Raw genomic sequence first — 15429 nt, forward strand, 5'->3', positions numbered from 1 at the left:
AGGGACTATAAATTATAAGTTATCAATTTTTTATTTTTTGTTATTTTTTCCTAACTCCTGTACAGACGCGATTAATCGCGTCTCTCCTCACTTTTCATTAAATGTATCTTTGAGAACAGCGCGAGCTGCCAAGTGATTCCGAGTAGAAGTTAAAATTTCTGCTTCCCGCTCTAGACGAGTTGAAGTATCTTGCATTTCTAGCAATAACTGCTGCTCTGCGGCGACACCGTAAAGATTACTGGCTACCCAATAAGATAGCTCTGTTGGTAGATCAGGCAAATCTTCTGGCAACTCGATATTTTGTTCGGTTAATTTGGCTGACAAACGCACAACATCTCGAAGTAGTTGTTCTACTTCAGAAGACAAAGGTCGCAAATCTTTAGTCGGCGCTTGGTCTTCAATCCACTCCACTAAGCCAACGCGGTATGGCTTTTCACGAACATACTCTAATACACGAAATCTTTGCTGCCCTAAAGTCAACATCTTGATCCGATCATCTGGGAGTCGCTGATGATGAACGATTTCCGCACAACAACCAGTGTTTGCAATTGTACCTTTAACAGGATCGAACATCAAAACACCGAACCTGCGATCGCTCTCCAAAATCGTGTTCATCATGATTCGGTAGCGAAATTCAAAGATGTGCAGGGGCAATGGCCTTGTAGGAAATAGAACTACTTCGGGTAACGGGAACAGAGGTAGTTCACGAACTGCAATTTTAGAAGATGATGTCATTCTTACCTTGGTATAAACTTAATCTTAAAAAATAATTTTTCTCTGCTTTTCCCGTACTTTGTTTACATTCTATCATTTGTTTCCCAGCTAAATAAAAGCCCTGAGATATATTTCTTCAGGGCAATGTAAATATTCATACTAATCACATTTGTCATTTGTCCTTTGTTTATTGACCAATGACCAATGACCAATGACTAATTAAAGTTTGACTTCGATATCTACACCCGATGGTAGATCCAATTTCATCAGGGCATCGATAGTCTTAGAAGAGGGCTGATAAATGTCAATAATCCGGCGATGAGTACGGGTTTCAAAGTGTTCCCGTGAATCTTTATCTACGTGAGGCGATCGCAGCACACAATAGATCCGGCGTTTTGTTGGTAAAGGAATTGGGCCTATAGCTGTAGCGTTGGTGCGGTTAGCTGTGTCTACAATCTTCTCGCAAGATGTATCTAATAGGCGGCGGTCAAAGGCTTGTAAGCGAATTCTAATTTTCTGCTGCTGTAGAGTTGCCATCTTTAATTTTCCAGGTTCTAGAGATTTTAGATTTTAGATTTTAGATTTTAGATTCAATCCAAAATCCAAAATCCAAAATCTAAAATTGTTTGAGGGAAGAGAAAGGAGCAGAGAGGCACAATAAATACCATCTCTGCTCCTTCGTTATGAGCAAAAAGGTGCTACTTCAAAATTTTGGAGACGACACCAGCACCGATAGTGCGGCCACCTTCGCGGATAGCGAAGCGCATTCCTTGTTCAATAGCGATCGCGTTGATCAATTCTACTGTCATTTTAATGCGATCGCCTGGCATGACCATTTCGGCTTCGCTGCCATCATCAGAGGTGAAGGCTTTGATCGTACCAGTTACGTCGGTTGTCCGCACGTAGAACTGGGGACGGTAGCCGGAGAAAAATGGAGTCTTGCGACCACCTTCTTTTTCTGTTAAAACGTAAACTTCACCTTCAAATTGAATGTGAGGTTTAATTGAACCTGGTTTGGCGATTACCATACCCCGTTCAATATCAGCCTTCTGAATACCCCGGAGGAGTACGCCAGCGTTGTCCCCAGCCATACCTTGGTCAAGACTTTTCTTGAACATTTCAATACCAGTTACGGTAGTGGCGCGAGTATCTCTGATACCCACTAGTTCAACGTTATCGCCAACTTTGACAATACCCCGTTCAATCCGACCGGTGGCGACAGTACCACGACCTGTGATTGAGAATACGTCTTCTACAGCCATCAGGAAGGGCTTATCAACATCCCGCTCAGGGGTGGGGATGAAAGAATCTACAGCGTCCATCAACTCGTAGATTTTGTCTACCCAAGGATTTTCACCCCGTTGGGTCTTGGGATTCTTAGCCATTACTTCCAGAGCTTGCAGACCAGATCCTTTGACAATGGGGATATCGTCGCCAGGAAAATCGTAGCTGGTAAGCAATTCTCTCAGTTCTAGTTCCACTAGTTCTAGGAGTTCTGGGTCATCCATCAAGTCTTCCTTGTTCAAGAAGACAACCAGACTGGGAACACCGACCTGTTTTGCCAACAGGATGTGTTCGCGGGTTTGGGGCATCGGTCCATCGGTAGCAGCTACTACGAGGATGCCACCATCCATCTGGGCAGCGCCGGTGATCATGTTCTTCACATAGTCAGCGTGTCCAGGACAGTCTACGTGAGCATAGTGCCGACTAGCAGTTTCATACTCAACGTGAGCGGTATTGATGGTAATACCCCGCGCCTTTTCTTCTGGCGCGTTATCGATTTGGTCGTAACCCTTAGCTATAGCTTGACCCATAGCTGCCAAGGTCATGGTGATGGCTGCTGTTAACGTGGTTTTACCGTGGTCAACGTGGCCAATGGTACCGATATTGATGTGGGGTTTATTCCTTTCAAACTTTGCGCGTGCCATGAATGCTCATTTCCTTATTTTAACTAAGCGTTCCCTTTGCCTTTAGCAATGATTGCCTCAGCCACGTTGCGAGGTACTTCTTCGTAGCGACTAAACTCCATTGAGAAGATGCCCCGACCTTGGGTTTTCGACCGGATATCAGTAGCGTAGCCAAACATGGTCGCCAGTGGGACTTTGGATGTCACCTTAGCGAGTCCTTGTTCAGTGCTTTGGCTTTCAATCTGCCCCCGTCGGGCGATCAGGTCACCAATGACATTCCCGATATAGTCTTCGGGAACTTCAACCTCAACTTTCATCATAGGCTCTAAGAGGACGGGTGAAGCTTTCAGCACAGCCTCTTTCATCGCCATTGATCCAGCGATTTTGAAAGCCATTTCCGAAGAGTCTACATCGTGATATGACCCATCAATTAGCGTCGCTTTGACGTCAATCAACGGATATCCCGCGACAACACCGGATTCGCAGCTTTCTTTCATTCCTTGTTCGGCTGGGTTGATGTACTCTTTAGGTACTGTACCGCCGACAATTTTGGAGACGAATTCAAAACCACTACCGGGTTCTCCAGGCTCCAAATTGATCACAACGTGACCGTATTGACCTTTACCACCACTTTGGCGGATGAATTTGCCCTCAACTTTGTTCACAGCTTTCCGAATTGTTTCCCGGTAAGCTACTTGCGGCGCACCAACATTCGCTTCCACCTTGAATTCTCGTAACATCCGGTCTACTAGAATTTCTAGGTGTAGCTCTCCCATCCCCGCGATCACGGTTTGGTTTGTTTCCGGATCGACGCGGACACGGAAGGTGGGGTCTTCTTCGGAAAGAGATTGCAGAGCCTTGGATAGTTTATCCATGTCATTCTTGGTTTTGGGTTCAACCGCCACCGAAATTACAGGCTCAGGAATGAATAGGGATTCCAGAATTACTGGCGATCCTTCATCACAGATCGTGTCACCTGTCAAGGTGTCTTTCAATCCCAGGGCTGCTCCCAAATCACCCGCTCGCAGTTCATCGACATCTTGTCGGTCATCTGCTTTCATCAGAACTAAGCGGGAAATCCGTTCTTTTTTATTCTTACTAGCGTTGAGGACGTAGCTACCCTTTTTCAACACACCAGAATAAACGCGAACAAATGTCAGGCGACCATAAGGGTCAGCCATAATCTTGAATGCCAGAGCCGCTAGGGGTTCGTTGTCATCAGCCCGCCGTTCAACGCTATCGCCATTCGGCAGTAAGCCTTGAATTGGCGGCACTTCACTTGGCGATGGCAGGTAATCGACAACGGCATCCAGCATCAATTGCACGCCTTTGTTTTTGAATGCCGAGCCACAAAGTACTGGTACGATTGTGCCAGCAACTGTGCCTTTACGCAGGCCAAGAGCGATTTCGTCGTCTGTCAGTTCTTCGCCCTCGAAGTACTTAGCCATCAGAGTGTCATCAGTTTCTGCAACTGCTTCCACTAGCTTGACGCGGTATTCATCTACCTGCGCTTGCAATTCCTCGGGGATATCCGTTTCCTGGATATCGGTTCCTTGGTCGTTTGCGTAAATATACGCACGTTGACGTACCAAGTCGATGATACCTTTGAATTCGGTTTCACTACCAATTGGTAGTTGAATAGCGATCGCATTCGCCCGCAATCGATCGCGCATCTGCTCGTGAACTTTATAAAAGTTCGCTCCAGTGCGATCCATTTTGTTGATAAAGGCGATCCGAGGAACTTTGTAGCGGTCTGCTTGCCGCCACACTGTCTCAGACTGCGGTTGCACGCCGCCCACAGAACAAAATACTGCGATTACACCATCTAACACGCGCATGGAACGCTCAACTTCAATTGTGAAGTCTACGTGACCCGGAGTATCGATAATGTTAATTTGATGATCTTTCCAACTGGTACTGATAGCAGCCGCAGTAATAGTAATTCCTCGCTCCCGCTCCTGCTCCATCCAGTCTGTGACGGCAGTTCCTTCGTGAACTTCGCCAATTTTATGAATTATTCCAGAGTAAAACAATATTCTCTCTGTTGTTGTTGTTTTGCCCGCATCTATATGCGCCGCAATACCGATGTTGCGTACTTTCGCTAGCGGGATCGTGCGTGCCACAATTACCTCCTATAGTTTTTGCCTCATGATATCTTGTATATTACTCTTTGTTAAGATTCTATACTTTTGCGGAAAACCGCCTTTTTTTTGTAAATCTACGATATACCGCTTCGGGAGGGCGATATATCGCTTTTCTACTTAGTAACGATAGTGTGCAAATGCTTTGTTAGCTTCCGCCATCCGGTGCGTTTCTTCCCGTTTGCGAATGGCATTTCCAGTTTCGTTGGCAGCATCCATTAACTCATTTGCCAATTTGCTTGCCATTGTGCGGCCTGGTCTAGACCGGGAATATTGCACTAACCAACGCAGTGCTAGGGTAGTGCCACGTTCTGTACGGACTTCCATTGGTACTTGGTAGGTTGCTCCGCCAACTCGCCGAGCTTTTACTTCTACTAAAGGCGTGGCATTTCGCACCGCTCTTTCAAAGGTTTCTAAGGCAGCGCTACCAGTGCGTTCCTCAATAGTTTTCAATGCATCATAAACAATCCGTGCGGCAAGCGATTTCTTGCCATGACGCATGATCCGCCTGATAATCATGCTCACAAGGCGACTGTTATATACGGAATCAGACGGAACTGGGCGCCTTTGAATAACACCACGACGAGACATACTTCACCTTTAATTCGGAATTGGCAACGAAATTATATGCTATCAGACACCGGAAACTAAAAACGGTGCAACCCAACCCTCAGACTTCCTGAATTTTCTTCGACTGTTGCAGCGAGGCTGATCTATTGACTGCCAATTTTTGATTTTTGAATTTTGGATTAAGAGTTTTCGTTATATGCCCCTACCCTTGCGGTTGGAACAAATCAAAAATCGAGAATCTTTAAGCCCTATTCCCTTTTGGGTCGGGTAAATCCAAAATCGCAAATCGCAAATCTAAAATTGTTTGACTTGCTACCTGCAACTAAATACTTAAGGCGACAAGATTATAAACTTTAATGTCCAGATGAGAATTTTGCTGTGGGTTACAGCGTTCTCCTCAGAACTTCTACACTTGCTCGCTTAGTGTAGGTATAGCTTGCTTTTTTGAAACAGACTTTAGTAGCCTTCATAACTGCTGTTAGAACACAGGCGGCGATCATTTTTTGTCCTTGAGCGCTTTTAAGGCAGACGATTAATCGTGTTGGATGCGATTAATCGTCTAATCCTATTTTTTCGCTTCTTTAGGCCGCTTGGTTCCATACTTGGAACGGCCTTGCTTGCGGTCTTTGACTCCGGCTGTATCTAAGGTGCCACGGATAATGTGGTATCTCACGCCTGGTAGATCCTTAACCCGACCGCCACGAATCATCACAACCGAGTGTTCTTGTAAGTTGTGACCAATGCCTGGAATGTAAGCTGTGACTTCAAATCCAGAGGTAAGTCTGACTCTTGCTACTTTGCGTAGAGCTGAGTTAGGCTTTTTTGGTGTGGTCGTGTAAACTCTGGTACAAACTCCCCGACGTTGGGGACATTGTTTCAGAGCCGGGGACTTGGTTTTCTGACGCGCTTGTTCGCGTTCATTACGTATTAGCTGCTGTATTGTTGGCATGAGTTACAGCGCGTAAAGCTGCTTATGGTCTAAGTTTTAACAAATCCTGATTATATCGTTTTTTACTGCTTTATGTCAATTGTTATTTTTCATTTGTTTGACCAATGACTAATGACTCAAGGAGAAGGAATTGCCACAGCCACAGGTAGCGATCGCCTGGGGGTTGTGGAAGCGAAAACCACCACCCATTAAGTCTTCTGAATAATCAACCCTCAAACCGTTGAGGTAATTTAAGCTTGCTTTATCTATGACTACTTGAATCTCATCCAAGTCGAAAACCTGATCGCCAACTTTTATTGCTTTATCGAAGGACATATCATAAAAGAACCCGGAACAACCACCTGGTTTTACTGCCAATCTAAACAAGACATTTGGTTGCTGCTTGGACTTTATTCGCCCAATCTCACTCGCGGCTGCTGGACTCAGATGAATCATGGAACTCGTTTTTTTGCAATTGAATACCCGATCTTCATTTTACAGATGGGTTGACCCTTGCTATCTCCCTGTACCAAATCATCGAACCCATGAGCGCGATCGCTATTACTACATTTATAGCACTAATATGCTTCAGTCCCCACCTTAAGGTAGGGACTTCTGGTGTGCAGTGTTTACCAAAGAGGGTTTGCACAAAAAAATATATGTATTCAGTTTTGGGATTAAAGCCTTTAGATAGTTTTAATCCTTGGTACGAGCATAATCATCTTGGTAGCGAATAATATCATCTTCTCCTAAGTATTCGCCATTTTGCACTTCAATCAACACCAAGGGGATCACGCCAGGATTCTCTAAACGATGAGATGTACATTGAGGTACATAGGTTGACTCATTATTGCTCAGTAGTACTTCTCGCTCACCACAAGTTACCCTAGCTGTACCAGAGACAACGATCCAATGTTCGCTGCGGTGGTGGTGCATTTGTAGACTGAGGCGGTGTCCGGGCTTAACTTCGATGCGCTTGATTTTGTATCCGCGCCCTTCTTCCAAAACTGTAAAAGCACCCCAAGGACGTAACTCTGTTGCAGCAACGCCTCTGGAAGTGATAGCTGGAGGTAGGTGTAGAGTCTCAGTCTGTGTAGTTTCTTGATATCGAGCCATAGTTACCTCATTTGGAGCCATAACAAACCGTTGGTACTGTTTTACTATTAATAAAAATTTTGGCGCTATCTTGCAACCTTGAAAATCAGCAATTTTGTCGCACCGTCATAAACATAGCAAAATCAAACCTTATGGTGTAAATCATCACTACTAAAACTACTATGTCTATACCAAGTCTTCATCAAGCAAAATGGCAGCTTGTTCTAAACTTTAAAAAAGGATGGGGCATTGGGCATTGGGCATTGGTAATTAAGAGACTTCCCTATTCCCTAATTATTAATGCGTAAGTCCTATTATTTTTGAATTTTGAATTGTTAACGTGGTTGCAGGAAAATACCAATTCCATTATGAACACGAGCGGCGGTACTAGGCGAGCGGTTCAGTAGTTGCCCTCCTAAGTAAAGGCTGGTAGAACTACCACCGTCCAAATTGAGGGCATCCACACAGCCCATGAGTTGCATCAATTGGGCATGTTCTGCCAAATTAGGCCCATAACCGCCGACACGATTATGTGTGGCAGTAATCATCAGTGTGCCTGTTGCCGTTGTGCAAATACCGCTACGAATAGCTTTTTCGGCAATAAAGGCATTGCTGAATTTTTCGCCTTTGGCATCAAGGACAATTTGACGGTTTTGGACTAATAGCGGACCCGCTCCAATAATGTGGGGATAACGACTAAAATCAGCTGGAGCCGTGACGCTGGAAATACTTACTGCGCTTCCAATAGGTAGTTGTGAGGCTGCATTAGCAGCGTTAGCGCGTAAAGTTAGCAGGTAGCCATCCTGGGGAATGGGAACCGCTATACCACCTCCTTTGCCACCTGGTAACTGTTCAGTAATTTGGTCTTTCTGTACCACTAGGATAATTTCGTTGTCTGTCAGGGGCGTGTAAGTTAATCCCCAAGCTGGGGTGTAACGACCAATGCCACTCTGGATGTAACCACTGTTGAGGAACAGAATTGGTAAGCGCTGGTTATTTGCTGTGATTAAAGTTTCTTCTAAGGTGAGACGACCGAAGTAAAATTGGCCAGAATCATTCCAAGCGATCGCACCTCGATTAAGAATGGGGCCTGATAACCACTGACTATCCCGACGAATCGCACCCAATGGCAATCTGTTATTACGGTTAAAATAACCACCATTAATCCCAGCTACTGCTAAGTAACGTTGTGCTGTTTGAATTAAGGGAGCAGTACCCGCAAGCCCATCAGGACTAGCCCACATAGGTTTCAACGTTAGCCCAAATTTACCGGGATTAACTTCTAACCAAACCACAGGAAAGCGTTCTGTGCCTAAGTTGACATAATGCTGTCGCCAGCGCAATCCTGGTGCCCAAGTAATATCCCGTTCTTCTAAAGGATCGGGTCGAATATCGATAATCAGGCGATTGGGGTTAGCTACAGTATTAACTTGAGGCGATAAACCAAAGGGAACGCTCAGACTAATAATCGTTTGGTTTTTCACCACCTCTATATGTTGAATCAGTGGTTCAGGGGCTGGGGCTGGTGCTGGTGCTGGTGATAATTGTTTGAGTAGATTTTGCAGCAATGTTGGTGGTGCTGGTGGTAGCTGGGGGGTATAGCGTTCTATCAAAACAGGATCGGCTATTCCATCCAGGGTAACTGTCCACTCTCGATTTGGCGGTACAGTAGATTTGGGAGTTAGTGTGTTTGAATCAGAGGATGGAGTTTGAGGTTTTGCGATCGCTAACCCTTCTGTGACTTGCCAGGGAGTTGGACGATCTAAATCGACAAGAATCCGAGTCTGTTGTAAAGGAGTAACACTCGCGTCTGAAGGTTGCTGGCTCTGAATAATATTTGTCACTTGCGCCTTTGGGGTAGCAATTACCAAGATGTTGCCACTGACTTGGATTTGCCATCCAGATGTTTGAGCAAAATTAGTAATATCCAGATAGCGATATGCTCCCAGTAGCTTGGTGGCTAAAATCAGTGGTGTTGTCACTGACGAAAACCACTGTATTGGTTGCCTTGCCCAGTTGCTACTATTTAAGAAATTTACTCCTATTAATTGCCTGAATGTCCCGTCACTGAGGAGAGTTGTCACCTGACCAGATTTTCCAGGTCGCTGCAACCAAGTTCCTGGTAAGGTACGCCCATTGAGGGAAATTTGATTACCAGAGGCCACACTTGTTAAAGGAGATGCAGGTGACTGTGAGGTTAACCTGGGTATTGATTTGATGGTTTTCGGCAACTCCTGGGCGTTGGTAGCGCAGGTAGTAGTTAAGCACAGTGCTATCAAAAATATTGGTGACACAGTAGCCCGGAAAAACCTGCGATCGCCCTTGGCATTGGCAAAGCGATCGCTATTCCCTAATTGGCAACAATTCGGCATTTTTACCATAATTTACTAGGTACTTTTGAAAAGTATCACCCAAGGTATAAACTAACTAATTATTTGGAAATTTGAAGAAGAATTCAGAAGTCAGAATTAATCAGTGGGGGATTCAGACCCGCCACTGTCTTATTGACCACCAAATCATAGATTTGGTGGGGGTGTAAAAACGCCGTCTATTCATGCGCTTTTTCGGTCAGAATTCATGCTGAATTCTGACTCCTGACTACTGAATTCTGTTTTGATAAAAAAACATGACTTTCTTTTTGAGAAAACATGGTATTATATATACTGGCTTGTTATCTCTTTTAAACATAAATAACCATTTAGGGGCTAAGTCCACTGCAACCTAGTGTTTGAACTGGCACTAATTAGAACCACACTATACACGGTGGTCTTGGTTATCAAAACTGGATTAAGATATTCAATCCTGACTGAAGGTTGCGATTGTTGCTAGTTCAGTTGGGTGTAGTTAAATAGTGAGATGTCTGGCAACTGGTAAGCAGCAAAACTTTAGACACCAACAAAAATATTTGGGAATTGTCAAATGGGTATATATTGTAATACGCTGATCTTATTGCTGGTTCAGGATGAATTTGGCTTTAAAACATAGTATAGCCTTGAGTTTTAATTTTGTTTCAGATGAGCCGAAATAGGCTCTAGGAGTAGCTAGCGTGCATCTGGAAAAAGGGGATTGAGAAAATACTTAGCTTCACAATATAAAAAAGAAACTGTCAGGGCAAAAATAATGTCTTGGCGGAGGTAATTTGTCTAGCACCGCATAAATACATAAAGAATACGCAACATTCTAACGCGGGTGAACTAATAAGTAGAACCTAAAATTTTTTTTCCTAAATTTTGGTGCTTATATATTTCTCCATCGCTGAATTTAGAAATTTTTTCCCACCCACAATCTAAGTGGCAAAATTGGTAACTCAATACTTCAGGAACAGGGTATGAATAATAAACCGATGAATCAAGACCAGAAAATCACAGCAAAGATCAACTCAAGAGATACATATCAGGGGCAAAAGTGGTTAGTAGAGGAACGAGATGCCTGTGGTGTCGGTTTTATTGCTCATCGCCAGAATCATACCAGCCACGAAATTGTCAAAAAAGCCTTGGCTGCTTTAACCTGCTTAGAGCATCGGGGAGGTTGTAGCGCTGATCAAGACTCTGGTGATGGTGCTGGAGTATTGACAGCAATACCTTGGGAGTTGTTCCAACAAGATTTTGCCCAAAGGGGGAAGGAATTTCCATCCACCAATAATATAGCTGTGGGGATGATCTTTCTACCACAAGACCAGGAAGCAGCACAAAAAACTAGGGCGACTGTTGAGCAAGTAGCTGCTGAAGAAAAATTGATTGTACTGGGTTGGCGAGTAGTGCCAGTGCAAACTGATTTACTGGGGGTACAAGCAAGAGAAAATCAACCCCAAATTGAACAAGTTTTGTTAGCTTCTGTTGACAAAAGCGGCGATGAATTAGAACGGCAATTGTATATTACCCGCCGCCGCATTAGTAAGGTTGCAACCAAAATCTCAGAAGAATTTTATATCTGCTCGTTGTCAAATCGCACAATTGTCTACAAAGGCATGGTGCGTTCCGCCGTCTTGGGAAACTTTTATCACGATTTAAAAAATCCGGTTTACAAAAGCGGCTTTGCTGTTTATCACCGCCGCTTTAGTACCAATACGATGCCCAAGTGGCCTCTAGCTCAACCAATGCGGCTTTTGGGTCACAACGGCGAAATCAATACCTTGTTGGGTAACATTAACTGGATGATGGCACGAGAAGCTAGCCTGAATCATCCTGTATGGGGCGATCGCATTCAAGAACTCAAGCCATTAGTTCACATTGATAACAGCGACTCAGCTACCCTAGACAACGTACTGGAATTGTTGGTGTGTTCTGGACGCAGCCCCTTGGAAGCTTTAATGATTATGGTTCCAGAGGCTTACCAAAATCAGCCTTCTTTGCGTGACTCTCCAGAAATTGTTGATTTCTACGAATATTACAGTGGACTACAAGAAGCCTGGGACGGGCCAGCACTTTTAGTATTCAGCGATGGCAAAAAAGTTGGTGCAACACTAGATCGTAATGGCTTAAGACCAGCTCGCTATCTGATTACTAAAGATGACTACATTGTTGTAGCTTCTGAAGCTGGGGTAGTTGATTTCCCAGAAGCCGATATTGTCGAGAAAGGTAGACTCGGACCAGGGCAAATGATTGCCGTGGATTTAGTAAACCAGGAAGTGCTGAAGAATTGGGAGATTAAGCAGCGCATTGCCAAGCAGCACCCTTATGGTGAATGGCTGCAACAATACCGTCAAGAACTCAAAGAAATTGTCAGTAGTCAGTCATCAGATGGGAATGGAAATGGACATCTGGCTGCTGAAAATGGTAACGGGCATAGTACACCTGACAAAGTTGACAAGCAAAGCTTGCTTCAGTTTCAAACAGCCTTTGGTTACACCACAGAAGATGTAGAAATGGTGATTCACCCAATGGCGATCGCCGGTTCAGAGCCGACTTTCTGCATGGGTGATGATATTCCTTTAGCGGTGTTGTCACAAAAGCCCCACCTGCTTTATGACTATTTCAAACAGCGCTTTGCTCAAGTGACAAACCCAGCGATCGATCCCCTCCGGGAAAAGCTAGTAATGTCTCTGAAAGTCGAACTGGGTGAACGGGGTAACTTATTAGAACCTAAGCCAGAATATGCGCGGAGATTGAAACTTGAGTCGCCACTGTTGACAGAGGTAGAGTTGGAGGCGATTAAGCTCTCAGGATTTGCCACAGCCGAGTTGTCAACCCTATTTGCGATCGCCACTGGTCCAGAAGGATTGAAAGCCGCAGTAGAATCTTTACAAGCACAAGCAGCTGAATCAGTCCGGGCAGGTGCAAGGATTTTAATATTAAGCGATCATCGGGTGAATGACGGTATCAGCACAGAATCCACCTACATTCCTCCCCTGTTAGCAGTGGGTGCCGTACATCATCACCTGATTCGTGAAGGGTTGCGAATGAAAACATCCCTGATTATCAATACTGCCCAATGCTGGAGTACTCATCACTTTGGTTGTCTTATTGGCTACGGTGCTGGTGCAGTTTGCCCGTATATGGCTTTAGATACGGTTCGTGATTGGTGGTCTGATCCCAAAACTCAAAAGTTAATGGCTGTGGAGAAAATTCCAGCCCTGACCCTAGAACAAGCTTTAGGAAACTATCGCAAAGCAGTAGAATCAGGTTTACTAAAAATTCTCTCCAAGATGGGAATTTCTCTGCTCTCCAGCTATCAAGCAGCCCAAATCTTTGAAGCTATTGGCATCGGTGGGGATTTAATCGAACTGGGATTCCGTGGTACGACTTCCCGCATTGGTGGTTTGAGTGTTAGCGAACTCGCTGATGAAGTGCTTTCTTTCCATAGCAAGGCTTTCCCAGAACTGACGACCAAGAAGTTAGAAAACCTGGGCTTTGTGCAATACCGTCCTGGCGGAGAATACCACATGAATAGCCCAGAACTGGTCAAGGTGCTGCATAAGGCTTTAGATGGCAAAAACTACGACCACTACGAAGTCTACAAAAAGCATCTCCAAGGCAGACCAGTAACAGCCTTGCGGGACTTGCTGGACTTCCAAGGCGATCAAACTGCAATTCCTATAGAAGAAGTAGAATCTGTAGCTGAAATTGTCAAACGCTTCTGTACAGGTGGGATGTCTTTAGGCGCTTTGTCAAGAGAAGCCCATGAAACTTTAGCGATCGCTATGAACCGCATTGGCGGTAAATCTAACTCAGGGGAAGGCGGCGAAGACCCAGTGCGCTATACAGTTTTAGATGATGTAGACGAGTTTGGTCACTCACCGACCCTACCTCATTTAAAAGGATTGCGGAATGGTGATAAGGCTTATAGTGCCATTAAGCAAGTTGCATCGGGACGCTTTGGAGTTACGCCAGAGTACCTAGTCAACGCCAAACAAATTGAAATCAAAATTGCCCAAGGTGCCAAGCCTGGGGAAGGTGGACAACTACCAGGTCCCAAGGTGAGCCAATACATTGCGATGTTAAGGCGCTCGAAGCCAGGTGTGACGCTGATATCACCACCACCACACCACGATATTTATTCTATTGAAGACCTAGCGCAACTGATTTTTGATCTCCACCAAATTAATCCCAAAGCAAAGGTATCGGTGAAGCTAGTTTCAGAAGTTGGCATTGGCACGATCGCTGCTGGTGTAGCTAAGGCAAACGCTGATATTATCCAGATTTCTGGCCACGATGGTGGTACAGGTGCATCGCCATTAAGTTCGATTAAACACGCTGGCTCACCGTGGGAACTCGGTTTAAGTGAAGTGCATCGCGTCTTGATGGAAAATGGCCTGCGCGATCGCGTGATTTTGCGCGTAGATGGCGGACTCAAGAGTGGTTGGGATGTCGTAATAGGTGCATTGATGGGCGGTGAAGAATTCGGTTTCGGCTCCATTGCCATGATTTCTGAAGGCTGTATTATGGCGCGAGTTTGCCACATGAATACCTGCCCTGTAGGTGTTGCTACTCAGAAAGAAGAACTCCGCAAACGGTTCACAGGAATACCGGAACAAGTTGTCAACTTCTTCTACTTCATCGCCGAAGAAGTGCGTAGTCTGCTAGCCCGACTTGGCTACCGTTCTTTGTCAGAAATCATTGGACGTGCAGATTTGTTAAAACTGCGCCCAGAGGTAAAACTCACCAAAACGCGATCGCTCAATCTCGACTGTTTACTTCAGTTACCAGATAGCAGAGAAAATCGTAGCTGGTTGGTGCATGAAGAAGTCCACAGCAACGGCGTGGTTCTAGATGACAAATTCCTTGCGGATGCCGATATTCAGACTGCTATTAGGGATCAGTCTACTGTCACCAAAACATACCCGATTGTCAATACTGACAGAACAGTAGGTACAAGATTAGCGGGTGCGATCGCTTCTCAATATGGTGATAGCGGTTTTGAAGGACAAATTAATCTCAATTTCACAGGTAGTGTTGGGCAAAGCTTTGGTGCGTTCAACCTCCCTGGCATAATTTTGACTCTGCAAGGAGAAGCAAACGACTACGTAGGAAAAGGGATGCATGGTGGTGAAATCATCATCAAACCTCCATCTGATGCTACCTATAAGGCATCACAAAATGTGATAGTTGGCAATACCTGCCTCTATGGTGCTACTGGTGGCATATTATTTGCCAACGGTCAAGCAGGAGAACGCTTTGCTGTGAGAAATTCCAAAGGCATAGCAGTAATTGAAGGCGCTGGGGATCACTGCTGCGAATACATGACAGGTGGTGTAATTGTCCTCCTTGGCAAGGTAGGACGTAACGTAGCTGCTGGAATGACTGGTGGACTGGCATACTTCTTAGATGAAGACGACTCATTTCGTGAGTTAGTCAACCCGGAAATTGTCAAAATACAGAGGGTGATTACAGAAGTAGGTGCAAAACAACTGCAAGAGTTAATCCAAACTCATGTCGAACGCACTGGTTCACCAAAGGCGAAGAAAATTCTGCAAAACTGGCAAGAATTTTTGCCGAAATTCTGGCAGTTGGTTCCACCTTCTGAAGCTGATAGTCCCGAAGCTAATCCTGAAAAAACAACTGAGTTCAGTTTAGTGACTAGTCATTAAGAGACTTCCAACAAATAAATTATCCAATCTTGTGAGGCGGGCTTTCCG

At 44.9% G+C, this 15429-nt stretch carries 10 protein-coding genes; 1 reads left to right on the forward strand and 9 read right to left on the reverse strand.

All coding sequences use genetic code 11. The features are described 5' to 3' along the window. Positions 1-87 precede the first annotated feature (87 nt). From V7K31_RS11805 to V7K31_RS11845, 9 genes are all read right to left on the reverse strand, one after another. Complete coding sequence (locus tag V7K31_RS11805; RefSeq protein WP_335094515.1) at positions 88-735, reverse strand: LON peptidase substrate-binding domain-containing protein; 648 nt, start codon at positions 733-735, stop codon at positions 88-90. A 198-nt stretch (positions 736-933) separates the two neighbouring features. After that, a complete protein-coding gene (rpsJ, locus tag V7K31_RS11810; RefSeq protein ID WP_008232935.1) occupies positions 934-1251 on the reverse strand; it encodes a 30S ribosomal protein S10 in 318 nt (105 codons plus the stop codon). A gap of 161 nt (positions 1252-1412) precedes the next feature. Continuing rightward, the gene (tuf, locus tag V7K31_RS11815) at positions 1413-2642 is read right to left on the reverse strand and encodes an elongation factor Tu (protein WP_335094517.1); all 1230 of its coding nucleotides are present in this window, start codon (positions 2640-2642) and stop codon (positions 1413-1415) included. A gap of 23 nt (positions 2643-2665) precedes the next feature. Then, a complete protein-coding gene (gene fusA / locus V7K31_RS11820; protein WP_335094519.1) occupies positions 2666-4744 on the reverse strand; it encodes an elongation factor G in 2079 nt (692 codons plus the stop codon). A 138-nt stretch (positions 4745-4882) separates the two neighbouring features. Beyond that, the gene (gene rpsG, locus V7K31_RS11825; protein ID WP_292831101.1) at positions 4883-5353 is read right to left on the reverse strand and encodes a 30S ribosomal protein S7; all 471 of its coding nucleotides are present in this window, start codon (positions 5351-5353) and stop codon (positions 4883-4885) included. Positions 5354-5897: 544 nt separating this feature from the next. Beyond that, positions 5898-6281 (reverse strand): 30S ribosomal protein S12, encoded by a 384-nt coding sequence (gene rpsL, locus V7K31_RS11830; RefSeq protein WP_012410236.1) that lies wholly within the window; start codon positions 6279-6281, stop codon positions 5898-5900. Between the two features lie 108 nt (positions 6282-6389). Next, positions 6390-6716, reverse strand: coding sequence for a HesB/IscA family protein (locus tag V7K31_RS11835; protein WP_335094521.1), 327 nt, complete (start codon positions 6714-6716; stop codon positions 6390-6392). 240 nt (positions 6717-6956) lie between these two features. Next, positions 6957-7376 carry a cupin domain-containing protein gene (locus V7K31_RS11840; RefSeq protein WP_335094522.1) on the reverse strand — a complete coding sequence of 140 codons (420 nt, stop codon included), beginning with the start codon at positions 7374-7376 and terminating at the stop codon, positions 6957-6959. A gap of 314 nt (positions 7377-7690) precedes the next feature. Further along, positions 7691-9736 carry a phosphodiester glycosidase family protein gene (locus tag V7K31_RS11845; protein WP_442941263.1) on the reverse strand — a complete coding sequence of 682 codons (2046 nt, stop codon included), beginning with the start codon at positions 9734-9736 and terminating at the stop codon, positions 7691-7693. Between the two features lie 947 nt (positions 9737-10683). On the opposite strand from V7K31_RS11845, the gene V7K31_RS11850 reads away from it, so the two are divergent. Beyond that, entirely contained in the window at positions 10684-15381 is a 4698-nt protein-coding gene (locus V7K31_RS11850; protein WP_335094523.1) for a glutamate synthase-related protein, read from the forward strand. Positions 15382-15429: the final 48 nt, after the last annotated feature.

This window comes from Nostoc sp., assembly GCF_036917675.1.
Lineage (GTDB): Bacteria > Cyanobacteriota > Cyanobacteriia > Cyanobacteriales > Nostocaceae > Nostoc.

Bases quoted from the DNA above. Each gene is read 5' to 3' on its own strand.
- tuf (WP_335094517.1), bottom strand. From the start codon at position 2,642: ATGGCACGCGCAAAGTTTGAAAGGAATAAACCCCACATCAATATCGGT.
- V7K31_RS11835 (WP_335094521.1), bottom strand. From the start codon at position 6,716: ATGATTCATCTGAGTCCAGCAGCCGCGAGTGAGATTGGGCGAATAAAG.
- rpsG (WP_292831101.1), bottom strand. From the start codon at position 5,353: ATGTCTCGTCGTGGTGTTATTCAAAGGCGCCCAGTTCCGTCTGATTCC.
- V7K31_RS11840 (WP_335094522.1), bottom strand. From the start codon at position 7,376: ATGGCTCGATATCAAGAAACTACACAGACTGAGACTCTACACCTACCT.
- V7K31_RS11845 (WP_442941263.1), bottom strand. From the start codon at position 9,736: ATGGTAAAAATGCCGAATTGTTGCCAATTAGGGAATAGCGATCGCTTT.
- V7K31_RS11850 (WP_335094523.1), top strand. From the start codon at position 10,684: ATGAATAATAAACCGATGAATCAAGACCAGAAAATCACAGCAAAGATC.
- rpsJ (WP_008232935.1), bottom strand. From the start codon at position 1,251: ATGGCAACTCTACAGCAGCAGAAAATTAGAATTCGCTTACAAGCCTTT.
- rpsL (WP_012410236.1), bottom strand. From the start codon at position 6,281: ATGCCAACAATACAGCAGCTAATACGTAATGAACGCGAACAAGCGCGT.
- V7K31_RS11805 (WP_335094515.1), bottom strand. From the start codon at position 735: ATGACATCATCTTCTAAAATTGCAGTTCGTGAACTACCTCTGTTCCCG.